Below are 25,675 nucleotides of genomic sequence, written 5' to 3' on the forward strand. Positions count from 1 at the left end.
GTCATGAAAAGACCAACGAAAACTTGGAAAACAGTAAATTTTGTCATCTAGGCCGATTTGTCTAAATGCCTTGACCTAACTTTTGACCGATTTTTTTCTTCGGCGCATACTAAAAGTGGAAATAGAAACAACTGGTCTGGCACAGAAAAGCGTTGTTTCAACAGGCTTGCTTTTCTCAGATCAAAAATTGGAATCGGAGGGATCTTGATGTATTACAGCAATGGTAACTATGAGGCGTTTGCCCGCCCGAAAAAACCCGCAGATGTAGACAACAAATCTGCCTATCTAGTAGGTGCCGGCTTAGCTAGCTTGGCAGCCGCCAGCTTTTTGATTCGCGATGGCCGCATGAAAGGTGAAAACATCCACATTTTGGAAGAATTGCCTATCGCTGGAGGTAGCTTGGACGGAATCTTGAATCCGGACCGTGGATTTATCATTCGAGGTGGTCGGGAAATGGAAAACCACTTTGAATGTTTGTGGGATCTATTTCGCTCAATTCCTTCTCTGGAAGTCGAAGATGCTTCTGTTTTGGACGAGTTCTACTGGTTGAATAAAGAAGATCCCAACTACTCTAAATGCCGGATTATCAATAACCGTGGTCAGCGCAAAGCTACTGATGGCCAGTTCACGATGTCTGATAAATCATCTGAAGAAATGGTCAAATTGTTTCTAACACCAGAAGAAGACTTGCAAGATATCAAAATCACTGATGTCTTTTCAGAGGAATTCTTTGAATCCAACTTCTGGATTTACTGGTCAACAATGTTTGCTTTTGAAAAATGGCACTCCGCTATGGAAATGCGCCGCTACATCCTGCGTTTCATCCATCATATCGGTGGTCTCCCTGATTTGTCAGCCTTAAAATTCACCAAGTACAACCAATATGAATCTTTAGTTTTACCATTGGTCAATTATTTAGAAAGTCATCATGTGGACTTTCAATACGACGTTAAAGTCACGAATGTTTTGGTAGATTCTACCGGCAATAAAAAAATTGCCCGCTCATTAGCCGTCACTCGCGGCGGAAAAGAAGAAACAATTGATCTGACCGTTAACGATCTTGTTTTTATCACAAATGGCAGTATCACTGAAAGCACAAAATACGGTGACAATGATCATCCTGCTCCAGCAACTCATGATCTGGGCGGCAGTTGGCAACTGTGGAAAAATCTTGCAGCTCAGGATAGCGCATTTGGTCGTCCGGAAAAATTCTGCGAAAATCTCCCAGAAAAAAGCTGGTTTATCTCAGCAACGACAACTGTCAAAGACAAGCGTGTTGCTGAATATATTCAAAAAATCAGTAAACGGGATCCTTATGCAGGTAAAGTTGTTACTGGTGGTATCGTGACTGCCGAAGATTCCAGCTGGATGATGAGTTATACCTTGAATCGTCAACCTCACTTCAAAGCACAACCCCATGACGAACTGGTGGTTTGGATTTACGGTCTATACTCCGACGTTCCCGGTGATTTTATCAAGAAGCCAATCACACAATGTACCGGTGCAGAAATCGCCGAAGAATGGCTGTATCACATGGGTGTTCCAGAAGAATTGATTGCTGATTTGGCCCACAACGGCTGTGAAACAATCCCAGTCTACATGCCTTTCATCACTTCTTACTTCATGCCACGGGCCCTGGGAGATCGTCCCCTTGTGGTACCAGAAGGCTCACAAAACTTGGCCTTTATCGGGAACTTTGCAGAAACACCTCGTGACACAGTCTTCACAACAGAATATTCTGTGCGGACTGCGATGGAAGCTGTTTATACTTTGCTGGATGTGGATCGCGGAGTTCCAGAAGTCTTCGCCTCTGCCTATGATGTCCGGACACTGTTGTCTTCTACTTCTCGCTTGATGGACGGCAAAAAATTAGCCGATATCAAAGTCCCATGGTTGATTAAGCTCGTCGAGAAAAAAGGCTTGAAGAAAGTAGATGGCACAATCATTCCACAATTGTTGAAAGACGCCGGCTTGTTGTAAGCAATCCCCGATTCTTTTTTGAGCAAATAAAATTTCATAATAGAATACAGTGAATAGAAAAAAGAGCATCGCCGGTTTTATTCGGCGATGCCCTTTTTTCTATTCATCAATCAGTGGTTCGCTTGGTTTAATGACAGCATTCTCTTTTTCAAAAAACAGCTTCAATGCTTCCTCCTTCATTAACTGTTCTATAAATACTTGGCATAATTTAGTTGGTTAAAACTTTCATAGCGTAAAGAGCTAGCCGTCTCTTCTGCGATTTTTTCAAAGCCTAGTTTCTCCAGCAAGGCGATACTGCCTCTATTTTCTTCGTGCACATCCCCTTGAAGTCGCTCAATCTGCAGTTGCGTGAGGGCATAACTACTCAAAAAGCCGACACAGTCAAACGCAATTCCCCGCCTTTGATAATTGGGACTCACGGCATAGCCAATTCGACAAATCCCACTATCTTCTGAAATTGACAAACTAACGTTGCCCACTAACTTATTTTCTGACTTCAGAATAATCCCATACTTGCCCAGTGGTTGAGATAGGTGCCATTTAACCATCATCGATAAACTCTCTTCTAAGTTTTGATGCGCTGGATAATCATATTTCAGCGCCTCGTCATTTGCAGTCAACTCATGATAGTCTACCAAGTCGGCAATAGTGATTGGTCTTAAATAAAATTTTGGCAGCTCAAATTTCTGATTGCGAGCAAGTTGAATCAAGTTTTGCTGATATAAAGTCGCCATCGCTGTTCCTCCTCAGTTTTTCTTGATACAAAAATCATACCATAGACTCCTACATGAATCGCTTCTTCTGTTCTCTTTCTTTTTGAAATGCTCTTCTGCATTTCCCGCTATCTCACTTCCTAAAAAGCAAGATACAACAAAGAAAAAGATAAGATTTTCCATATTTTTTTATTGATCGTTGTGATAGACTAAGGCTTGCTTGAAAGAACTTTGAAATTTTACATAAAAGGAAGATAAATAGATGCGTGATTTAACAAAAGGTACTCCTGCTAAACTGATTTTCCTCTTTACGATTCCATTGCTGGTCGGTAATATTTTCCAACAATTTTACAATATGGTGGATATGATCATCGTCGGTCAAACCTTAGGGAAAGGTGCCTTGGCTGCAGTGGGCTCTACTGGTAGTATCACCTTTTTAATCATTGGTTTTGCCCAAGGACTTAGTGCAGGGCTTTCGATTATCACAGCGCAACGTTTTGGAGCAAAAGAATACCGTCGCGTAAAACGCAGCTTTGCCGTTAGTGTCATGATTAGTCTGGCCGTGACAGTGATTCTAACTGCTCTGAGCCTGATTTTCATCGATCCGCTCCTGCATTTGATGCAAACGCCTGCTGATATCTACCAACAAGCAAAAGAATTCATCTCGATCATCTTAGGCGGAATGGTTGCCTCTATGGCTTTCAACCTGCTTTCCAATATGATCCGAGCATTAGGAGATAGCCGTACCCCTTTACTTTTTTTAATCTTTGCGGTCATTATCAATGTTGTATTAGATCTAGTTTTCATTATCAACTTTAATATGGGCGTTGCCGGTGCTGCATGGGCAACGATTATTGCGCAATTGGCTTCTTCGATTATGTGTTATATTTACATTTTGAAAAAGATCCCGTTATTACAGCTGAAAAAACGTGATTTTTATGTCCGCAAAGAGGAATATCGTGTGCATTTGAATGCTGGTCTTCCTATGGCTTTTCAGTCTTCCATCATCGCAATTGGAACGGTGATTTTACAAGCAGCACTCAATAGCTTGGGAACTGACGTAGTTGCTGCACAAGCCGCAGCAGGGCGAATTGACCAATTTGCCACCCAACCAATGATGTCCTTTGGCGTAACGATGGCGACCTTCACTGGTCAAAATTTTGGTGCCAAAAAATACCGCAGAATCTTAATTGGTGTAAAACAGTGTTTAATGATGAGTATTGGTTTTTCCATTTTAGCGGGAATTGCTGTAATTTTCTTTGGACAAAATTTCGTAGCTCTATTTGTAGCGCGAAGTGAGACAAATGTATTTGAGCTGGCTCAAGTCTATTTCAATGCCAATGCCAGCATGTACTGGATTTTAGCTATCTTATTTATCCTGCGCTATACCCTTCAAGGTCTGGGACAAGCAAAAATCCCGACTATCGCCGGAATCATGGAATTGTTTATGCGCTCTTTTGCAGCAATTTTTCTGACTCGACTTTTTGGCTACCACGGGGCTGTGTTAGCTTCTCCATTGGCTTGGGCCGGTTCTGTAGCGGTCTTAGTCTACTCCTATTTGAAAGCCATTAAGGAATTGCGCCGCCTGGCAGAAGCACAAGAGCAAGAAGAGCTGCCTCTGAACTAGCAACTGACACTTTCCCTGCCTCCAAAGCTTGCGCAGTATTATTGCAAGCTTTGGGGGCTTTTTTATATGTCTTCTGTGGAAAACGGTCACCACTTTGCTGCAACTCTAAGTCAAAACAGCTAATCCAATAAAAAAAGAGGTGCACTTGGCTCCTCTTCTACGATTGCTATTCATCTGCTTCATTGTCTAAGAAAGTTTCCATCTCTACTACTTGGCGATAGGAATTGATGGCTGTGATACCAACGACTTTATCAATGTTGATGGAAAAACATATGCCATTGCCCGGCTTGTCGATTTTGATGCCCCGACTGATCGCATTCATCACCTCAGCGGTTAGTGAATCTGGCACCAGCGTCAAGACAATATCTTTTTCCGGATCAATTTCCAAACCAAAAAATTTGGCCTTTTCATGGGCTCCGGTTCCGCGACCATGTATGATGGTACCACCGTTTGCACCGGCTTCTTTGGAATACTCAATAACATCTTCGCCGATCCCCCGATCCACGATTGTAACAATCATCTCTAAATTCAATGCAACTGGTTTATCCATTTTTATCCTCCACTTCCTGCAAGCGATTCTTTTCTTTTTGATCTCGTTCGGCTTTACGCTTGTATAAATAGCCCAATGCTAAGGTAGATAAGATTGGTGTCAAGGCAATCAATGCGACGACGCCAAATCCGTCAATCAACGGGCTGCGGCCTTCGATTTGAGCGGCGATAGCCACAGCCATTGACAAAATGAAGGTTGAGCACATTGGTCCTGTAGCCACCCCGCCGTTATCAAAAGCCATCGCCAAAAACATATTATCGACTTTTCGACCAAGGACAAAAACCAATACATATCCGGGAATCAGGAAATAGTAGAGGCTGAACCCTGCCAACAGGCGCCACATCGACAGCGCCACTGCAACACCGATTCCCACTGAAACGACTGCCAATAACACTCTTCTCTTCACCGCACCGCCGCTTTCTTCTTCCACCTGTTTGACCATTACATGAATGGCTGGTTCCGCAAAACCCACTAAAAAGCCCATTAAAAAGCCCAGGGGAATCAAAATGTAATTATTTTCCAGTTTGGCCAGCTCGGTCCCTAAATGCTGCCCCACAGGTACATAGGCGATGTTGACCCCATGAAGAAACAAGATCAAACCAATTGTCGTAATCAAAAAGCCAATCATAATTTCACCAAATCGTTTAGGTTTCAAGTGGAAACTTGTAAAATTCAAAATCACAAACAAGAGGACGATTGGTGCAATAGCCATTAAAACTTCAGTAAACTGGATGTCGATTCCAGTAAAAATCTGTTTGAGAAGGTTCACTTAAAGATCACCCCCAAAATCATGACCGCCAAAACCGGACCTAGCGAAGAGACTCCTACCATGCCAAAACTGTCACTGTCCCCTTTGCCCTGGTGAATCATACTGGTGACCCCACTAGCTAGGGCTAAAATGAATGGAACCGTTACAGGTCCTGTCGTCACTCCTCCGGCATCAAAGGCAATGGGCATAAATTCTGGACTGGTAAAAAAGGACATTGCAAATACCAGAAAATAGCCGATGAGCATCATTTTGTAATAAGACAATCGAAAGACGGTCCGTAACAAAGCAAACGCTAGAAAGATCCCGGTACCGACAGAAACGACACCAATCAATAAGAGCTTCGTAATGGCACCATCAGAAATATCACGTACCTGACTTGCCAACACTTGAACGGAAGGCTCGGCAATCGTGATTCCAATTCCAATGGCAAAGCCCAAGCTCAACATAATCGCCAGGCTGCGCTTTTTAATCATATACTCCCCTACTAATGAACCTACCCGTAGCATGGAGTAATCGGCACCAAACAAAAACAGGGCCATTCCAATCATCATGATAGCTGCGCCGACAATAAATGTGATCAAGTCATCTTTGGGCAATGGCGCGTAAATCAATGTAAGCACTACGATCAAGACTGTCATCGGCAAAATTGCAACAATGACCTCTTGAAAACTTTTCTTCATAGAATTCCTCCTCATATCTTGATTGATCATAGCCAATTGCATTTTCAAGCTTTTCGGCCATCAGTGGCTTTTTTCTAAAACGCGTTGAATAGTTCAATTCATCCCCTCATCTTTAGAAAACTACAACCCATGGTATCTATGATCGATTCTGATTGATTACTTCCGAAAGCGCTATATTTAGTGTACCCTAAAAAATGACAAGACGCCAACCTGTTTTATTCAGTTTCTCATGGATCTGTGCTACTATTGGTCGGGAAATGAGGAAATTGATATGAAACATAAAAAACCATTATTCTTCCTTTTGCTGCTTTTGAGTTTTTTAGGAGTCTTATTCCTGGAAAAAGGCGTTTGGGCACCGACTGAAGGCCGTGCTGAGGGAAGTGCTGGCGAAAATTCGCTGTTCTCTGAAAAAGGGCAAGATTTCTGGATTTTAACAGATGTCCACTTTCTGGCACCGGAACTCCATGATGATGGCAAAGCTTTTTCCTTTATCAAAGGAACCGCTGCCGGCAAAGATTTGGATTATCAGGAAGAAAGCTTGGAGGCCTTCTTAGCTCAAGCACTTGCCAAAAAACCGGCTGCTGTGATTATTACCGGGGATCTCACTTTAAATGGAGAAAAAATCAGTGCTGAAAAGCTAGCCGAAATCTTGGCGCCTTTAAAGAAAGCCGGCATCAAACTCTATTGTATTCCTGGGAATCATGATATACACGACGGTTGGGCCCGTAAGTTTTCTGGCGACACACAAGAACGAACTGCACAGATCAGCCCAACAGACTTTAAAAAGATTTTTCCTCAAAGCTATGAAGATGCGCTTTCCACAGCTCCTGAAGACCTTAGCTACAGCTTATCAATTAACCGCTACTATCGTTTTGTGATGTTGGATACTAATATTTATACTCGCGATGATAGCACCGCTCAACCTGTTACCCGAGGCGAATTGAAAGAGAGCACCCTGAACTGGCTGAAAGAGCAATTGGAAGAAGCAAAAAAGAATAAGCAACGCACCATTGTGTTCATTCACCACAACTTGCTGACCCATAATCCGCTGGTAAACAATGGCTATGTTCTTGATAATGCCGCCACAGTAAAAAATCTTTTAAAAACCTATGAGGTGCCAGTTGTGCTTTCCGGCCATATCCATGCTCAAGATATTATGCAAGAAACTGGTCTAACGGAGATCGTAACCAGTTCTTACGCGATAATCGATCATGGCTACGGGATCTTGCGTCTTACTCCAAAGCAGATTACTTACAAGCGGCAGACAATCAGTGTCTCTGATTGGGCCGTAAAAAAAATCGCGGAAGTCGGTGGTGCCAGCTCCCCATTAACCACCCATGATGCCTATCTAAAAGACTTATTTTTAAAAGACGGTGTCCGAATGGTTTATCAGGATTTGATGGACAAAGGGATTTATGACCAGAAAATCATTGATCCCGTGGCTGATTTGGTAGCCCAAGTCAATTTGGATTACTTTAGCGGCAACGATCAATTAACCAACCAACAAACCGCTGACATCAAAGCCAAAGACAGTTATAAAGCATTGGCAAAGAACTCCGAATTTTTAAAAGACTATATTGATTTTGCCCTTCAAGATCACAATTTGCCGGATCAATTCTGGCAAAAAGATTTCACTGACTGACCGTGTGTGCTAAAGCTAAATGACTCTAGCTTTCATGAATATGGACTATCTGTGAAAGGCTACGTTTTTTTATTCAGAAGTTTCCTGGTGTTTCTTGTAAAGGAAGACATCTCTTATAGTCCTAAAAAAAAGCACCATCTGCTCCCTACTTCATCAAGTAGGAACAGATGGCGCTTTTCAATTTATTTGGTTTTGAGATTAGTCAAGAATCGTTACTTTGACTTGTCGTCGCCCCCAGGCTTCACATTGTGCATAGGTTGGGAAGTGAACATCGATGATATTGCCTTGAATGGCACCACCGGTATCCACGGCATATGCTTCACCGTAGCCTTCAACATACAGATGAGTCCCTAGAGGAATAACGCTTGGATCCACTGCGACTGCCATCGGGTTTTCTAAAAGATTTTGGCCGGTTGCGGTATAACTCCCGCCACCAAGGGCATCTGCTGGATCAGAGCTATAGGCTGTAGCTTCCATATACATCGTAGTTCCAGCGTAACTATTTTGATCACCAGCCGTGTCAGTTACAGTTTCTTGTGTTGCAGTTTGCGCTGCCGGTTCTTGGTTAGTTTCTGATGAAGCTTCTGTGTCAGCTTCGGCTGTTTTAACAGAAGCGGTAGCCTTGTCATCGGTATTGATCAGTAAAACCTCGCCATCGTAAATCAAGTCTTTATTTACGATATCATTGTCTTCAGCGATTTTATCGATATACGCTTCTGATCCAAAGTATTTAACTGAAAGACCCCACAACGAGTCCGAGGATGTCACTACATGTTCGATTTCTGCAGCATCTGCTTTTCCACCAAAGGCCACGATTCCTGCTACTACCGCGGAACCAAATAAGAATGTTTTTACCAGTTTCATAGATTCGTCTCCTTTAAGTTGCAATGTGTCTTATTGACGTAGACAATCATAGCAACTTTGAAGCTACGGATGGTAACAACTGGATAACAGAATGTTTCAGTCTCGTAAGATTGTTACAAAATAACCGTATTTTAAGTTTTAACTGTTATGTAAACAGCTAGCAAGCGGACGAGACAACTTTAAATTTTCTGACAATCGTAATATGACAAAAATATTACGAGCTCAATCCATAAGATTTGATTAATTTGGATCTAAAAACGCGATTGTGACAGTCGCAAGATTACATAATCCTGTACTTTGTAACCTGGCGTTAAACTAATACGCCTGCAACCGCTTTCTTATAAATAACAAAAAATAGATACAGATTAACAAAAGTCAGTTCGTAAAAAATCATCACATCCTTGCTAATCCGCATGAAAAATACGTCTTGCATCTGGAAATGATTGCAATCAGATGAACTGAATCGTGTTTGTTCTGTATCGTAATTGACAGCCTATTTATTATAGATTTTGGGACCTTTACGCATATTCTTACGGTCGTTTTTCGGAGTTTCCATTTTTTTTGAGCGACCGCCACCCTGCTTTTTCTCAATTAGTTCCTTCATCTTCGCTTTGGCATCTTTTCCTGTACTCATTATTTCACCTCATAATTTTCGCTTGGCCTTTCAGCTCTGTTCTTCCCTCAGACACAACTCGTTTATCATACCCGATGCCTTACTATTCAGCAAGTCTATTTTCAATAGGTACCTCTTTTTATAAGAAAAAAATGACTCATTTGTGAAATTTTCTTGGATTTCAGTAGGTTTCTTTCGAAAGTTTAGCGTTTTTTCATGAAAAAACTATCTTTTATTATGAAAATTCTGCTTTAAAAGGACGGTTTATTGTGTTAGGCTGAACGGTGGTTTTTGTTATTATTCAGATCATAAATATCAGCAGTCTTATAGGATCTGGATTTCAGAACTGCATTTGTCTACTATTTTATAGAAGGAGAATCAAAAATGAGTACGAATACGAAACAACTGCGCTGGACCAACATCGGTATCATCGCCTTCAGTATGGTCTGGGGCTTGGGGAATGTCGTCAACAACTATGCACAACAAGGCCTATCTGTTGTCACTTCCTGGGTAATCATCTTAGTCTTATACTTCATCCCTTATGCACTGATTGTGGGCCAATTGGGTTCCACTTTTAAAAACAGCAATGGCGGTGTTAGCTCCTGGGTAGAAAATACGACGACTAAAAAGCTGGCCTTCTTCGCTGCTTGGACTTACTGGGTAGTCCATATTCCTTATCTGGCGCAAAAACCTCAAGGAATTCTGATTGCTTTAGGCTGGGCAGTCAAAGGCGACGGTACGCTTGTCTCTTCCCTACCAATCACTACCGTTGCGCTGTTGAGCTTGGCGATTTTCTTAGTTTTCTTGTACCTTTCAACAAAAGGTCTGTCCACACTGAAAATTATCGGTGGTCTGGCAGGAACGGCAATGTTTGTAATGTCCATTTTGTTTATCCTATTGGCAATTGGTGCACCTGCCATTAACTCTGGGGTCACCTTTGCAACACCACACATGGACAAACTGAGCAGCTATATCCCTAAATTTGACTTTACCTACTTTACAACGATCTCTATGTTGGTCTTTGCAGTAGGTGGTGCTGAAAAAATTTCACCATACGTTAACCAAACTAAAAACCCCGCAAAAGAATTTCCAAAAGGAATGATCTTATTAGCTGCCATGGTGGGAATCAGTGCGATTTTGGGTTCCATTGCGATGGGTATGCTGTTTGCCAGCAACAATATTCCTGAAGACTTGATGGCCAATGGTGCTTATACCGCTTTCCAAAAATTGGGCCAATACTACGGTATCGGCAACAGCTTAATGATTATCTACGCTCTGACAAATACTATCGGCCAAATCTCAGCACTGGCCTTTTCTATTGATGCGCCATTGCAGATCCTTTTGGCAGATGCTGATCCAGCTTATATTCCACAATGGCTGCGTCAACGGACCGACAAAGGAATTTTGAAAAATGGCTACCTGCTGACAGGAATCTTAGTCAGCACTTTGATTTTGCTGCCTGTACTGGGTATCGGCAACATGAACGAATTGGTAAAATGGATGACTAATTTGAACTCTGTCGTTATGCCATTACGCTATCTGTGGGTATTCTTTGCCTTCATGATGCTCAATAAAGCGCGAAATCAGTTCGACTCAGAGTATAAATTTGTGAAAAACCCTAAAATCGGTTTTGCTGTCGGCTTGTGGTGCTTCTTGTTCACTGCCTTCGCCTGTCTTTTAGGGATTGTACCAAAAATGGAATTTGATTTAAGCTCAAAAGCTTGGTGGTTCCAAATGATTTCTAACATTTTGACGCCAATCGTGCTAATCCTTTTGGGTGCTTTGCTACCGGTTATCGCTAAACGTAACAATCATCCAAAACAAAGTAGCGAAACAACCATTTAATCTCTTTAACAAGTACTAACAAAAAAGCAGGTCCTAATAGTTTGTTTTTGATGCCATGACGTTTTCGTTCATCAAAAGAGCAAACTGTCTGGTCTGCTTTTTTGTTTTCATGGGGTAATTTATTTCAGTTCATTCTGCGATTTGTCACGCTTCTTCGATTCTCAGCTTTGTCAATCTGGGCGCAATTTGCTAGTATGGAGTTGTTCAGAAAAAGCAGTTTTATTAAAGGAAGGAATCTGATTTCATGCACATACAAAAATCAAAAGTTGCTATTATTGGTAGCGGACTGGTGGGCTCTTCAACAGCCTTCAGCCTTATCACTCAAGGGGTTTGCGACGAAGTACTGATGATCGATCTCAATCACGAAAAAGCGTTGGGCGAGGTGCGAGATCTGAAAAACTCCATCAAATATCTGGATCGCAATGTCAAAGTGACTGCTGGTGGCTACGAGGACTGTGGCGATGCAGATATCGTCGTCATCACAGCTGGTGCTCCTCCAAAACCTGGTCAAACTCGCTTAGATACTCTCGATATCAGTGCCAAGATTGCCAAGTCCATCGTGGACCCGGTGATGGCATCTGGTTTTGATGGCATTTTCATCGTAGTCTCCAATCCGGTAGATATGTTGGCTTACCTGGTCTACAAATTATCGGGTCTGCCAAAAAACCAAGTATTAGGCACCGGTACCTCTATCGATTCGGCTCGTCTGCAAAATTTCTTAGCGGATCTCGTTGATGTAGACCCCCGCAGTGTTTACGGCTATGCCATGGGTGAACATGGCGATTCACTGATGGTGCCGTGGTCCACTGTCACTATTGCCGGCAAGTCTTTCCAAGATGTGATTACTGATAACCCAGAACTAGTAGGTGATATCGACTTGGATGAGCTGGTGTTGAAAACTACTCGCGAAGGCTGGGAGATCTTTAACCGTAAAGGTACTACCTATTACGGCATCGCGTCTGCCTGTGTGGGGATTATCAAAGCCATTCTTTACAATGAAAACTCCATCATTCCCGTCTCTACTCTTTTAGAAGGTGAGTATGGGGAAGCTGATATTTTCGCCGGTGTTCCAGCGATTTTGAACCGTAACGGTGTCACTGATATCCTTGAAATCCATTTGACAGAAGAAGAAAAAGATAAGTTTGCCTCTTCTGCAGCTGTGATCCGCGAAAATACTGGTAAAATTCTGGGGTATATTGCAGACTAAGCTGAAGATCACCCCATCTTTTATCTGACCCCAAAACCGTGGCCCTCTTCAATTATTAATCTGAAGAAATGGCCACGGCTTTTATGTATCTGAAAGCTTTTCTCGGTCAAAAGGTCCGGAAGAGATTATGATATACTAAAATAAAAAAGGTACGGAGGGTTCTTATGACCAACTCACTGATTCATCAAATCAAAACTGCGGGCAAACGGGAACCTGCTGACCTCGTTATAAAAAACGGACAAGTGGTCAACGTCTTTACTCGCCGAATCACAACAGCTGATATCGCAATCACAGACGGAATGATTGTCGGACTTGGCGCTTATGAAGGGAAAAAAGTTTTTGATGCTGCCGGTCAATTTGTGGTCCCTGGATTAATCGATGGGCATGTCCATATTGAGAGTTCACTGCTACCGCCTCATGAATTTGCTAAAGTTTCCTTGCTGCATGGGGTTACGACCGTAGTTACCGATCCCCATGAAATTGCCAATGTCGCAGGAGTCACGGGGATTCAATACATGATTGATGACGCTCAAAAGGTACCTATGAACATTTTTACCATGCTCCCTTCCAGTGTTCCTGTCACGGCCTTTGAGACCAGTGGTGCCTCTCTCGCCGCAGAAGACCTTGTTTCCTTCATGGCGGACGAGCACGTCTTGGGCCTTGCTGAAGTCATGAATTACCAAGCAGTTGCCCATACTGAAAAAGAAATCATTGACAAGATTGTCGGTATAAAGGCCGCTGGTGGCGTCGTCGATGGTCACGCAGCAGGAATTTCCCCCGATGAATTAGCCGTTTATGCGACTGCCGGGATTCGCACCGATCACGAGGCGGTAAATTTGGACGAGGCCTTAGCCCGACTAGAACTGGGCTTTTATCTGATGATTCGTGAAGGAACCGTTGCAAAAGACTTACACGCGCTGCTGCCTGTAGCGAATGAGACGACTGCACGGCGCTGTCTCTTTGTGACAGATGACAAGCTGATTGATGATTTGTTAGAAGAAGGTTCCATCGACCACTGTCTCCGATTGGCGATCAAGCAGGGACTTGATCCTTTATTAGCTATCCAAATGGCAACTCTAAACGCGGCAGAGTGCTTTGAGCTAAGAACAATTGGTGCCATCGCTCCCGGCTATCAAGCAGATTTCTTTTTGACTGATGATTTAACAACGCTTGCCGCCACCGATGTTTTCGTCAAAGGGCAGCAAGTAGTCGCAGAGGGCCAATTGCAAGAGCAGCTTTTCCCAACAGCTAGCAGTAATCCACATTTGAAAAAACTCCCTTCGATGAATGCATTGCCGCTGACACAAGATAGTTTCTCACTCCCGTTGAAAAGTACACAGGTCAAAGTGATTGAGATTATTCCCAACTCACTGATTACGAACCAGCTGATTGAAACCGTCACCCTTGAGAAGGGCAGCTTCTCCCCTTCCATCAAAGAGGATCTGCTGAAGATTGCTGTCGTTGAGCGGCATCGTCAGACAGGAAATATCGGTCTGGGGATTGTCAAAGGCTTTCAACTGCAGCATGGGGCGCTAGCGACGAGCGTCTCCCATGATTCTCACAACATCGTAGTCGTAGGTACCAATGATGCTGATATGCTTTTTGCTGTTGAACGGCTATTGCAGACAGGAGGCGGCATAATTGCAGTCAGAGATCAAAAAGAACTCGCCTGTCTCCCTCTCGCAATTGGCGGCTTAATGTCTCAACTCGGTTATCAAGAAACTTTCGAAAGCTTGAAAAGGCTGAATGCAGCTGCCGAAAAACTGGGTGCAAATCCTCACTTCGATCCTTATTTGACCTTGTCTTTCTTAACGCTGTCAGTAATTCCTGAACTGAAGCTCACAGACATGGGCCTCTTTACCTTCAGCACTTTTTCATTAACTTCTGTAGAGACCTGATTCTTTCGCCTCTAGGCTATTCACATAAGTGCTGTTTTTATAAAAAAAGCTTGAGCGGTCTATGAATGGCTCACTAACAACCAGACGTTTGGTCTAGTCGCTAGTGAGTCATGATAGACGTACTCAAGCTTTTTTATTTTATTGATGAGGCGGAGAGTTATTTTTCCAATAATGCTACTGCCTCCACATGCGTTGACTGTCTACATAGTATCTTCCTATATAAATGTCGGTTGTTTATAATTTTTGAGTTGATAGATTGAATGAGTTTGAGGGAATAAAACTATAAGTTTATATCTTTTAGGACTCCATCCATCCGGTTATTATAGCCTCAATATTTTCACTATCAATTGAACCGTTCAACTCATCTTGGGTAACGATTAGGTTTCCTTCTTCCTCGGAAATACCGTGTTTGTAATAATCGTTCTTCTTTTTCTTCCAGTGTTCCGCGTAAGCTTTCTCGCCCAACATTCCAAGATGCTCAAGATAACCTACTTTCCCATGGTAATGCAAAGTGAAGTCTGGGATGTAGGTGCTTGAACCAACTTTTAGCTGTTCTTCGTAAGAGTAGGTTACACCTAATCTATGAAGTGTATCAGCGACTATGACTTCCGATTTTGAACGTACCATTTCACCATTTGAAGTTTTATGAATGAGGTTCTCAGCAAAGTAACGTTTCTTCTTATTCTTTTCAATTTCTACGATATTTGGAACATCAAATAAATCAGTATAACGTTGCTTAGTATCTGAATACCAGTCATTAGAATACTGAACTAATTCATCAACAGATAAATCGCTTAAAATTATAAGCTTTTCTTTTTGTCTTGAAAAAGCAGTATACAACAACTCTTTTGTTACAAATGAATTTGCACCATTAATTATGACAATAGTCCTTCCAAAACCTGAACCCTGTGACTTATGGACTGTCAATGCATAAGCTAATTCTAATTTTGAATCGCTATTCTCACCGCCAAAATCATTTTTTGTATATGAAAACACTTTTCCTTCAAAGGATGCAAATCTAAATTTATACCATGATGTGTTTTTATCGGTTTTTCCATAGTGGCTAGGATAATCAGACATGATTCCAATTTCTCCATTTGAAATGTACGACTTACCCGAACTTCCATCCCAGTAATTAATATCTCCATTACGATTTGATATAACTTTATCTCCAAAAACGATATTCTGTATGGATTGCGGATTATTTTTTGAAAATGGGTATTGATTCCACTTGTCGACAATATCTTGTCTGTATTGTCGGTGAATCATATCATTAATGTATGCACTACCAAGGCCTATAAATTTAGTTGGAGATAATATTTGCCAATCTTCAACATTTTCACCAGTGTTATAGTTGGTATATTGACCGTTCTTACTGCCCCCAATGCTTAAATTGAATCCATCTATGTCATTTACGTCATTCATATCAGTTATTGTCACTAGCTCATTTAACAAGAGTGAATCAAGTTCTTCTTGATCTTTGTACTGAACAAATTCAAGTCTATTATCTGAGTTGCCAGATTTCACTTTATAAACAACATCCTTACTGACGTCATCCGAATTTGAAAACAATTGTGCGAAAGACAAATCATCCCCACCACTTCCTTGACGCATTTCCGTATTCAATTCGGCTATATTATTTGGACGATTCTTTTTCAAGAAGTCAATTAAATCAACAAACGGCCTTCCTGCTCCAATTGGCGGTAATTGATTAGGATCTCCTATAAAGATGATTCGTTCAGCGTGAGAATCAACCAATTTAAGAATTCCAGCAAACATATTTTCAGTAAGCATAGAGCTTTCATCAATTATTACTGTTTTAGCAACGCTGGAACTAGCCTTAATTGGCATCTTATAGGTCATAGTATTCCAGCTAAATCCGTTCGATCTGATAAGAAATTGAGCTACTGTCATAAATTCTGCTGTTACGCCAGCATTTCTAAAAGCTTTTTCTAATTGGACTCTGGCTTTACCAGTAGGAGTCAATGCTAAGATTCCACCTTTAGAAATTTCTTCTACTGATGAAAAGATGCCTAATGCAGCAGTTTTGCCTGTGCCGGCCCGTCCCAATAATACCGATATTCGTGATGATTCAAGCACTGATAATGCAATAGCCTTTTCTTTACGTGCACTTGCATCATTTTCTTCATTTCCTTGTTGAAGGGTACCGAAATTTGAATTGATTACATCTTTCCATGATGTAGAGTTCTCTATAGAATCTTCAATTCTTGCATGTGTCACGCTTGAAATGCATCTTTTGAACTCATCGTATTCTTTTAATTTTAGGTATCTTTCATCCTCAAATACAACGAGATCTCCAAGCTGCAAGAAATCAATTAATCCATCTATTTTTTCTGAACTGAAATCAGTCCTTCTATCTAAAGGTAGAAGTTCAATATTAGCAATCAGCTGTTCATATGGTAACAGTGTGTGTCCTTTTTCTGCCGCTTTTGATAATATAAAAATAGACATAGCCCTAAATCTTCGTTTATCGCCTTCCCCTCTCATTTTTGTTGGTTTACCTAACGGGTGAGTATCAGTAATAAATCCATTAAGATACATCGCATTATCGATTTGCGAAATTGCAACTACATGCTCATCTTTTTCACTTCTTGTTAGCTCGTATAAGAGGTATGGATTTTTGATAATTTCTGAAGCATTATCTTTATACTTGTCCCATACATATTCCGCTTGACCATAGTTCAGATTAATTCTACATAACAGTTCAAAAAACTTAGATTTTTCTTCGTTTCTCAATAAACCATTATACTCATCTTCATAGTCTGCAAATTGTTCATCAAGAACGTCATCCCCTGTTTCTTTATCACCAGAAAAATATAGGCTCAATTCTGATAGGAGATTCTGCTCAGAACCAGTAATAAAATGAGCAAGATCAAATCCATACTTCAATTTGAAAGCTGACAACATGGCTCCAAGACCTGGATGAACGCCACGTTGTTTCCATACATTTTCTAATTGTGAGGAAACATATTCCAACTGATGATCTATCCATTTTTCATCTATAGATTTTAATTTGAGTGGTTTTAGGTTATGTAGCACCTTTTGTGCTTGATTAAGAACATCTATTGCTGCATCATAACTAACCCATTCAGCTGCATAAGAAAATTCATCTCTAAAACCTTCAGCTTCAAATATAGTGACATTTCCCACATCAAATTCTGGATGTTCTTTTGCATATTGCGCAATTTCAACATACGGCATCAAAAAGCCTTGCTGTGAATTTTCGCGTATTGAATGAGTCGCGTTTGTTTCCCAAATATAGTTTTTTTCTTTGCTAGAACCATCAGTTTCATATTCGTGAATACTCACTTTTTGAGTCAAGTTTCCAATGCCGGCAATAATTTTCCTATTGTCGTCAATAAATGGAACTTGTTTGAAATACGGAAAGATTAATGATTCATTGGGCTGGATACCTGAAAAGAAATAATCAAATATACCTTTTTGTGATCCTCCGTGAGATACCCAAGCGCTTTCCCATTCCAGCATACTATTTGTTTTATCTAAATCAAAATAGAAATGATATCGTGTGGACTTCTCTGCAGCATTATCTTTTAGCGTCCATGAAAAAGGGCGCAATAAAAAAGAATATGGTTCCGCTTTGAATACTGTTTCTTCAAAATGCTTAAATTTTTGATTTCCTTTTTTATAAGGGTGATTCATTTTCAGCAACATTGGTTCTTCGCTCATGAATGCTGCGTTTTCAGTGATCCAGCTCTGCATTTTTATTGGACCAATATCTTGATATCTCTTCCCTTTATTGGTTTCCTCAAACTCCAAATCACGGGAATCAGAAATATTAGGTATAACTTGTGCAGCAATATTAAGTTTGGGATTATTATCAACTTTTCCGGTAAAGCCATTATCTTTCCACGGAATCCTTGTAGAGAAATGTTGAACGTACTTTTTAGCCAATTAATTCATCCTCCCATGCTATCTAATCATATCTATAATTATATCACGAGACTATATACGAACTCTTTAAATTATAAAACGTACAAAACAAAAAAATGCTCACGGAAGTCCGTAAGCACTTGATTTTCCATAATTTATAAGTCTACAGTCACACTCACCCCACTCTTGAAATCAATGACAATGTTCTTTTCAAAAATGGTCACCTTCTCAATCAAGCGTCGGACAAGCACTTCACTGTACTCAACGATGGCATCATGTCCTTTTACAAAATCTTCCATTTCATCAATCCGTTGTTTCATATTGGCATCCGTGGCAATTTCTTTTGAAACCGCATCTCGTTCATCCCTTAATGCCAGGATCTTACTTGCCAATTCATCGTAACCCTGACCGCCAACTGCCAGGCTAATAATTTCAGCTTCAAGCTCTTTCAACTGACAGTCTAGTTCTCCCAATCGGTCAGTTAATCCATCAGTCATAACTGAGTTGATATTGTCATTTAATTGTTGAAGAAAAGCATCACGAACGACTAATGTTTCATTAATTGCCTTGATAATAGCCTCATGTAGGTCTTTCTCATAAATTGTTCGTCCATTGCAATTATGTTCTCGTTTATCAACTCTGGATTTGCATCGCCAGACGGTTCCACGATTCTTCCAATGAACTCTGCGATACGCATTGCCACAGTCACCACAAACTGTAATTCCGGATAAAGCATACTTTCCTGAAAAGCACTGTGACTGTTTATTTTTCATCGATTTACGCCGGTCGAGCTCTTGCTGAGCCTGTATAAAGATGACACGTGGAATAATCGCTGGATGACTGTTTTCAACGTAATACTGCTGCGCATAACTCCCATCATTCTTTACTCGTTTCTTCGTCAGGAAATCAGTCGTGTAAGTTTTTTGAAGTAAAGCATCCCCCATGTACTTCTCGTTTCTAAGAATCAATCTGACGGCTTCTCCCCGCCAGAGTTTTCGTTTTCCACCAGTCAATATGCCATCAGCTCTTGCAAAGAACAAAACAGATTCAACCCAAGCTTTGTCTTCTTTGAGAAAATGCTGCGATAGCCGAAGTGAGATTGATTGCCCGGCAGCCTGTCCAACATATCGTTTGTTCCCTCCTATCAAAACATAAACAGCTGGATAATTTGCGAAATCCTGTTCTTTCAAATATGGAAAGTCACTTCGACTCATCGAAATCAAAATTGCAGGCTCACGCTCAAAATATGAAATATTGTCTTTCTGTGTATCTGAAAAAATAAAAATCTACTTCATGATCATGTCTCCCTTGAAAGTTCGATAATATATTATATCACGTAACCGTTATCAAAATCATCTAAGCTGTCAACTCTACAGTGTAAAACCTGTCAACTCAAAGCTTAAAAGCATTTCTGTCAACTCTATGGTTAGCCCTTAAATTGTCTTTTTTACACCAAAAAAGAGCTACTACAGAATTATCCATAGCAGCTCAAACCTTATTATATCAACGTTCCACACGAGTGAGCAGAGCTACACACTCGATGTGTGTGGTTACTAGCATGTGAACACAGTTTATTATCCTCGTCACTTGCTTGTGAACACAAATTAGAATCCGTGGTAACTGTGTCATTTGACTTCTTCGCATTCTTTCGTTTCGGTTTAAACTTACCGCCATCTTGGCTGTCTGTCAATCCTGTTTTATATATGAATACGAGTTTGTGAGGGTCAATCGTGCCATCTTCTTCGATACCACCCACAATTACTTTTTCTACAATGCTTTCAAAAACATAGCGGTCAAATTCATCAAGGACTTGGTTGTTTTGCAACGTCTTTCTAAATTCAGCCAACCGCTTTTTCATAGTATGTTCGTTATCCAAGGAATTTTCTAATGATGTACGTTCCTTTAATAATTCATCTAGCTTCAAGGTTATTTCAGTGAATTTCATCTCGTAAGTTTCTTTGTCGATTTTTTCATCTAATCTCATATCAACAAGATTACTCTTTTTCTTATCTAAGGTCGCAATTTTCTTTTGAATTTTCTTGAATTGCTTCTCGACACTACTTTCATTCAGTGTTTCGTCTAACTTTTTCAAGAAATCTTCCATTATATCCTTATTGCCATTGCACAACTGGCGATAGCTTTCAACAAAGGCTTTCTCTATGGCTTCTTCTGGGATTCCCTTACTATGAGGACAATGTTTCTTTCCCTTTTTCGTAGATACAACACATTGCCAAATATCTTTTCTATACTGGCTACTGCTGTGCCATTTTCTTCGTGTAAGTGTTCCACCGCAAAATCCACATTCCAGCATACAACTAAAGGCATATTTGCGACTATATTTTTGACGTTTTACAATTCCGTCATTTGAAGCGTGTGATCCTCTCGGAATACTACGCTTCTTTAGTATCTCTTGAGTTTTCTCAAAAACTTCCTCTGTGATAATTGGTTCGTGATGATTTCTCAAATAAAATTGGTCTTCTTCACCATAATTGGCAAGTCGGCGTTTAGAGATAGGGTCAACTGTGAATGTCTTACCCAGTAATATATCTCCTTTGTACTTTTCATTTTTGATAATTCCTAAGACCGTTGATTCAGCCCAGTTACTACTACCACGCTTTGTCTTATATCCAAGATTTTCAAGCTCTCTACCAATCACGCTTCCGCCTGCTCCCTCAATATATCTATTAAAAATATATTTTACGATTACAGCTTCTTCTTCATTGACAGTGATACTTTTATCCTCTGGGTGATAATCATAACCAAGGCAACCTTGGAATCCAACCAACTCACCACTGCTCATCTTCATTTTCAAACCTTTTTTAACATTGGCAGATATATTTTCTACTTCCTGTTGTGCCACTGAACTTAGAACTACAAGTAACAATTCGCCGTCCATAGTTAAGGTATTGATTTTTTCATCTTCAAAATAGACTGCAATATTCCTTTCCTTTAGCATACGAACGTATTTCAATGTATCAAGTGTATTCCTAGCAAACCTTGAAATAGACTTGGTTATCACCATATCCAGTTCGCCATTCATACAATCGTTAATCAGCCGTTGAAAACCTGTCCGCTTATCAACTTGTGTTCCTGTGATAGCTTCATCAGCATAAATATCAGCAAATACCCAATCTTTGTTCTTCTTGATAAGATTTGTATAATAGGTAACTTGTGACTTATAGCTGTTTAGCTGGTCTTCGGAATCGGTACTAACACGACAATACGCTCCTACTCTTAATAATTGTAGACTATGGGTTTTGTTTCTATCTGTTATTGTACGATTCGCTTTGATAATTTCTATTTCTGTCATATACCATCACCTCTCTTTTTTGTATTCCCTTTATAGCGTTTATTATAATGCGAATCAAGACACAATTCAAGCAGTAATATTAGAAACAATCCCATAGTCCTTTTTTAGTCGTTGTTCCATCTTCTGATATTCCTTGTCACTTATTAGACCTTTATTGTAAAGCTGTTTTAACATAGCTAATTGCATACTATATTCTAACAACTGCATTTTCATAAATCAGCTCCTTTCATTTTAGTAGTCTTCATACATAGCCAGATGGTCTAGGAGAACCCACAGGAATTTCACCTCTGCTCAAACTCGGAGTAGCTACCCAATGCGGTGAAGCGTTCAAGGTAGGAGTATCATTATGGCAATCTATAAATCATGGCTACTTCAATTTCCAAGATTGAAGATTGTAGGTCAAATAGTTGTCGCTCGTTCAAAAGAAGTCATGACGTATTTGCTTACACAGCTTATTACAGATTGAATGTGTCTGGCTATGCTATTCAGTTGTCAAAGAGCGAATCGGCGTTTATTTGCCTATCAAGGATCACAATGGCTTGTGGAACTTGATAGACAAATAATTTTTAAGAGTTCCCCATGCACCAACGCATTTTCTCGATACATGGGGAGAGGATAATTGTTAAATTAGCTCAAAATTGAGAACCGCCACAATTAGCTTGGTTTCTAATGCCCGTTTGATTTCTGGCTCTACATGAATGTAGGGATTGCCAAATTCATCAAACAAGGTTTTCTGTGAGAGCTTAATCATGTAATGTTCCAAGTGCTTTAAAATCTGGTTCATAGCCATAACGTCGCCTTGAACCGCCAACACAATGATTGGGAATGGTAATACGTTCTGCTTATTCATTTGTGTGTTCCTCCATAAATTTCCGTAACTCGTCCAGAGCATTTTCCTTGTGGTAATGCACGGTACTTTGAGCAAGATTCATCATTGAAGCAATGTCCATTTCTTTCATATCCAGAAAATACGAAAGCAGGATAATGTCTTGCCGTCTTTTTGAAAGTGATTCAATTGCCTGCGCAATCAGAATATTTTCAATCGGTATCTCGTAATCAAACGCTGTAAAGAAGATACATTCGGCTTCGTAGTTATCCAGACTACATAGCTTTGCTAAATCATCTGGTGTCAGAGCTTCTAAAGAAATGAAGCGTTTTTGCCAGCGTCGATTATCTTCGTAAATAGTTCTTGCTTGATTCCGTAAGACTGTTTTACAGAAGCTATCAAATTGATGTTCGATAATCTTTTCATAATCAGAAGTATTCGCCATAAGATTCACCCCCTTTCCGCTTTGCAAAGGAGAGCTATCCTTTGCTCACTCCTATCACTGACGGGAGGGGGTAAAATATCGAAAAATCAGAAAAAAGTTTCAAAAAAAATACACATTCGATCCTTGCGGAAAAAATGTGTATCTGAAACTTGTATTCAACTTTAACTATAATCACTTCGCACACAGGCATAGTAGCTCCTCCTTGTTGCCACTACACCAATAACTGTGTATCTTTTTTATGTCCATCAATCAAAAAAGCCGATAACTGGAAGTATGTTTCAACTTCGTAGTTATCGGCTCTGCGTCTTAGCATCTGGCTCTTTTATGATTGTAATCTTAAATTTATTTATTTCTATCAAACATTCTTGCTTACACTTTGGGCAGTATAAAGGAAAATTACTCAACCGTGTATCTTCACGAATCTTTATTCTTGTTTTATTTTTACATATTGGACATAAAATCCATTCCATATCGTCAAAACCTATTTTCATATTGTTTTCTCCATATTATTTATTAGCTCTTATTATCTTTGTTCCACCATTTTCATATAAAACACTCACATCTGAAAAACCCGCAGATTTCAATAGTTCTATCTGATGTTCGAGTGTTAAGGGAATATCAACATGGATAAATTCGTCCTCTGGAATATTGAATTTATTATGCTTGTATTCATATAGCTCTAAACATAATTGTTCTTCTTCAATACAACTAGCCATATAATCACATTCAATATAATATCCGCCAGCTTTGATTGTGTTGAAAAGTTTCCCATAAATTTTTTTCTTTTTTTCATATTTGAAATGATGTAAAGTTTGGACTGACAAAGCAACGTCATAGACTTCTTTTTTTAATGAGTGTTCAAAATAATCGTCAGCTATCAAGTTAATATCCTTATTGTTATACTTAGCTCTCAACTGATTAAGCATATCTTCCGATAAATCTATACCTGTGACTTTTATCTTCGGATATTTCCGATAAATTGAGTTTAATTCTAAACCTGTACCACAGCCTATATCTAAAAGAGTATCAATATTTCCATCAAAGAATTCACCGATATGTTCGTATTCCTTTGACCAGTGCTCAAGATGTACCTTATCGTATATGTCAATTCGGCTAGAAAAGAAATCTGCCATCTTTTCGGGTGGTGTATCATGTTCTTTTTGCAACCAATCCTTCAATTCAGACATATACTCAACTTGTTCTTCATGTGTTCGTATCTTGCTTTTCAGCATAAAATTCTCTCCCTTAATAATTAGTTTGATTTTGAAAAATTTATGAAAGCCTGTGTAAGTAAGTCACTTACGTGTTCCTGTGAAATATCTATACCATTTGTTACTATTTGTGTAGCAACCCCATGCGAATAAAGCCAAATATTAATAAATAGAGTTTCTGTATTCTTTAATGACAATCCTGTTACTTTTTGGGCATTCTCAATCGATTCTCTGTTCCAATCTGCATTAATAATGTCTTCCAAAGACGAACCCTCTAGCGTTCTGTTCATAAAAAGTGTACTGAAGATATTTTTTTCCTGTCTTGCAAATTCAATATAAGCTATTCCTTGACTTAATAACCTATTTTCTTGATTCATTCTACAATCCATAAAAGAATCATAATATCGGTTCAATTCAATAATTATTTCGTCTTTTAATTCTTCCATATTTTTATATATACGAAATAGTGGCTTTGTTGAACAATTAAGTGAACTTGCTAGACTACGAGCGTTTATACTTTTCATCCCATCTTCTCTAATTAATTGAATTGCTACATCAATAATGTTTTTTTTGGAAATAACTGGTTTTGGTGGCATTAATATTCTCCTTTAAGGTAACATAAGTTACGCAACTTATGTTACCTATTCTATCACGTGTTTTAGTTGGAGTCAATAACTAACCAATTTACTCGTTTTTCTAATACCAATTCATATTGTGAGAACTGTGTTATCTTAGTTTCTTGGTCTAAATATTTCACGGTCACAATCACTGTCACTTTGTTATCTTTCATAGCGTAGACAGGATTCACCAGCTCCACAAATACATAGTCCTTGTTGATGGTAGGCAAGGCATTATTGCTAACGTAGTACGCCAACTCCTTATCGGTAGCTTTAGGATAGAGCTTGAAGAACGTTTCCAAGAAGCCATTGATTTCTTCACTCATCATAGCGTCCACTGTACCGTCACTTTCTACCTGCTTTGGTTTGAAGTTGGATTTTTCTGGTTTGCTATTCATAGTTGGGTTTTCCACAATCACCATATCACCAGCCTTATCCATGTGAACAACTACGGTATAGGTAGATAGCACATTCTTCTTAGTTTCACCCTCGGTTAATTGATGTTCCACCGAGAATAGCACTTTGAAGTCGGTGTCGTTTACTTCCTCTACATTCCATATCTGAACTTTTCTAACGGCAGAGCTGGTTGGAATATCCACTCGTACCATATCGGTATTTAAGAGCTGTAAATCTTCGGTCAGATAATGCTTTAAGCGTTCGTTTCTCTTATCAATGGATTCTTGACTTTGTTGCCACGAGAAATATTCGCTAGCGAAAGATTCCACGTAGCTTTCAACCTTATTGGTGTCGACTATCTGCTTTTCAATGACTTCTTTCTCATGGACAGTGTGCATATCAATAGCGGTGAAGTTCTTATACACGCCAAAGCTAATACTTCCAATCAGCAGTACCCACAAAGCGATTGTCAGCTTCTTATGCGTTCCCACCTTTACAGTGTGGGGCTTTTTTTGTTTCTTCGGTTTCGGTTCTTTTTTGGTTCGTTCTATTTTTAGTTTCATCTTATCA

22 protein-coding genes and 1 pseudogene are annotated in these 25,675 nt (G+C 39.9%); 6 read left to right on the forward strand and 17 right to left on the reverse strand.

Translation table 11 applies throughout. The features are described 5' to 3' along the window. Positions 1-207: 207 nt before the first annotated feature. On the forward strand, positions 208-1,980 hold the full coding sequence (locus BAU14_RS13315) for an oleate hydratase (protein WP_161900597.1): 1,773 nt from the start codon (positions 208-210) through the stop codon (positions 1,978-1,980). A gap of 188 nt (positions 1,981-2,168) precedes the next feature. On the opposite strand, the gene BAU14_RS13320 is transcribed toward BAU14_RS13315, so the two are convergent. Next, a complete protein-coding gene (locus tag BAU14_RS13320; RefSeq protein ID WP_161900598.1) occupies positions 2,169-2,714 on the reverse strand; it encodes a GNAT family N-acetyltransferase in 546 nt (181 codons plus the stop codon). Between the two features lie 241 nt (positions 2,715-2,955). On the opposite strand from BAU14_RS13320, the gene BAU14_RS13325 reads away from it, so the two are divergent. Beyond that, a complete protein-coding gene (locus BAU14_RS13325) occupies positions 2,956-4,320 on the forward strand; it encodes an MATE family efflux transporter (RefSeq protein WP_161900599.1) in 1,365 nt (454 codons plus the stop codon). A gap of 166 nt (positions 4,321-4,486) precedes the next feature. Here BAU14_RS13325 and BAU14_RS13330 read toward each other — a convergent pair whose 3' ends face one another. The 3 genes from BAU14_RS13330 to BAU14_RS13340 are packed head-to-tail and all read right to left on the reverse strand — an operon-like array spanning position 4,487 to position 6,319. Next, positions 4,487-4,870 (reverse strand): P-II family nitrogen regulator, encoded by a 384-nt coding sequence (locus BAU14_RS13330; RefSeq protein WP_161900600.1) that lies wholly within the window; start codon positions 4,868-4,870, stop codon positions 4,487-4,489. Further along, positions 4,863-5,582, reverse strand: a complete 720-nt coding sequence (locus BAU14_RS13335) for a DUF1538 domain-containing protein (RefSeq protein ID WP_420022096.1) — start codon at positions 5,580-5,582, stop codon at positions 4,863-4,865. The genes BAU14_RS13330 and BAU14_RS13335 overlap by 8 nt, the downstream gene beginning before the upstream one ends. 53 nt (positions 5,583-5,635) lie before the next feature. Further along, entirely contained in the window at positions 5,636-6,319 is a 684-nt protein-coding gene (locus BAU14_RS13340) for a DUF1538 domain-containing protein (RefSeq protein ID WP_161900602.1), read from the reverse strand. 271 nt (positions 6,320-6,590) lie between these two features. Between BAU14_RS13340 and BAU14_RS13345 the strand changes: the two genes are divergently transcribed. Continuing rightward, a complete protein-coding gene (locus BAU14_RS13345) occupies positions 6,591-7,961 on the forward strand; it encodes a metallophosphoesterase family protein (RefSeq protein WP_161900603.1) in 1,371 nt (456 codons plus the stop codon). 198 nt (positions 7,962-8,159) lie between these two features. Here the strand turns inward: BAU14_RS13345 and BAU14_RS13350 are convergent, their stop codons facing one another. Beyond that, the gene (locus BAU14_RS13350; RefSeq protein WP_161900604.1) at positions 8,160-8,825 is read right to left on the reverse strand and encodes a 3D domain-containing protein; all 666 of its coding nucleotides are present in this window, start codon (positions 8,823-8,825) and stop codon (positions 8,160-8,162) included. A 493-nt stretch (positions 8,826-9,318) separates the two neighbouring features. Further along, entirely contained in the window at positions 9,319-9,459 is a 141-nt protein-coding gene (locus BAU14_RS14290; protein WP_202622236.1) for a hypothetical protein, read from the reverse strand. Positions 9,460-9,822: 363 nt separating this feature from the next. Between BAU14_RS14290 and BAU14_RS13355 the strand changes: the two genes are divergently transcribed. The 3 genes from BAU14_RS13355 (at position 9,823) to ade (ending at position 14,388) form a co-directional block, all read left to right on the forward strand. Then, entirely contained in the window at positions 9,823-11,283 is a 1,461-nt protein-coding gene (locus BAU14_RS13355) for an amino acid permease (RefSeq protein WP_161900605.1), read from the forward strand. 244 nt (positions 11,284-11,527) lie between these two features. Then, on the forward strand, positions 11,528-12,490 hold the full coding sequence (locus BAU14_RS13360) for an L-lactate dehydrogenase (RefSeq protein ID WP_161900606.1): 963 nt from the start codon (positions 11,528-11,530) through the stop codon (positions 12,488-12,490). Positions 12,491-12,654: 164 nt separating this feature from the next. Next, positions 12,655-14,388 carry an adenine deaminase gene (ade, locus tag BAU14_RS13365; protein WP_161900607.1) on the forward strand — a complete coding sequence of 578 codons (1,734 nt, stop codon included), beginning with the start codon at positions 12,655-12,657 and terminating at the stop codon, positions 14,386-14,388. A gap of 297 nt (positions 14,389-14,685) precedes the next feature. Here the strand turns inward: ade and BAU14_RS13370 are convergent, their stop codons facing one another. From BAU14_RS13370 to BAU14_RS13415, 11 genes and pseudogenes are all read right to left on the reverse strand, one after another. Next, entirely contained in the window at positions 14,686-18,321 is a 3,636-nt protein-coding gene (locus BAU14_RS13370; protein ID WP_161900608.1) for an AAA family ATPase, read from the reverse strand. Between the two features lie 134 nt (positions 18,322-18,455). Beyond that, complete coding sequence (locus BAU14_RS14475) at positions 18,456-19,073, reverse strand: zinc ribbon domain-containing protein (RefSeq protein WP_337248039.1); 618 nt, start codon at positions 19,071-19,073, stop codon at positions 18,456-18,458. Between the two features lie 18 nt (positions 19,074-19,091). Then, positions 19,092-19,586: pseudogene (locus BAU14_RS14480) on the reverse strand (recombinase family protein); the annotation flags it as partial. 212 nt (positions 19,587-19,798) lie between these two features. Next, positions 19,799-21,610: a recombinase family protein gene (locus tag BAU14_RS13380; protein WP_161900609.1), complete on the reverse strand. Its 1,812-nt coding sequence runs from the start codon at positions 21,608-21,610 to the stop codon at positions 19,799-19,801. A 66-nt stretch (positions 21,611-21,676) separates the two neighbouring features. Further along, positions 21,677-21,823, reverse strand: coding sequence for an SHOCT domain-containing protein (locus tag BAU14_RS13385; RefSeq protein ID WP_161900610.1), 147 nt, complete (start codon positions 21,821-21,823; stop codon positions 21,677-21,679). A 409-nt stretch (positions 21,824-22,232) separates the two neighbouring features. After that, positions 22,233-22,460, reverse strand: a complete 228-nt coding sequence (locus tag BAU14_RS13390; RefSeq protein ID WP_161900611.1) for a helix-turn-helix domain-containing protein — start codon at positions 22,458-22,460, stop codon at positions 22,233-22,235. Then, positions 22,453-22,881, reverse strand: coding sequence for a sigma-70 family RNA polymerase sigma factor (locus BAU14_RS13395; RefSeq protein ID WP_161900612.1), 429 nt, complete (start codon positions 22,879-22,881; stop codon positions 22,453-22,455). The genes BAU14_RS13390 and BAU14_RS13395 overlap by 8 nt, the downstream gene beginning before the upstream one ends. Positions 22,882-23,171: 290 nt before the next feature. Further along, positions 23,172-23,372, reverse strand: coding sequence for a cysteine-rich KTR domain-containing protein (locus BAU14_RS13400; protein ID WP_420022094.1), 201 nt, complete (start codon positions 23,370-23,372; stop codon positions 23,172-23,174). 15 nt (positions 23,373-23,387) lie between these two features. Continuing rightward, positions 23,388-24,113 (reverse strand): class I SAM-dependent methyltransferase, encoded by a 726-nt coding sequence (locus BAU14_RS13405; protein WP_161900613.1) that lies wholly within the window; start codon positions 24,111-24,113, stop codon positions 23,388-23,390. A 20-nt stretch (positions 24,114-24,133) separates the two neighbouring features. Further along, positions 24,134-24,688: a TetR/AcrR family transcriptional regulator gene (locus BAU14_RS13410; protein ID WP_202622237.1), complete on the reverse strand. Its 555-nt coding sequence runs from the start codon at positions 24,686-24,688 to the stop codon at positions 24,134-24,136. Between the two features lie 62 nt (positions 24,689-24,750). Beyond that, positions 24,751-25,668: a conjugal transfer protein gene (locus tag BAU14_RS13415; RefSeq protein WP_161900614.1), complete on the reverse strand. Its 918-nt coding sequence runs from the start codon at positions 25,666-25,668 to the stop codon at positions 24,751-24,753. Positions 25,669-25,675: the final 7 nt, after the last annotated feature.

Origin of the sequence: Candidatus Enterococcus leclercqii (genome assembly GCF_009933135.1) — a bacterium.
GTDB classification, from domain to species: domain Bacteria; phylum Bacillota; class Bacilli; order Lactobacillales; family Enterococcaceae; genus Enterococcus_C; species Enterococcus_C leclercqii.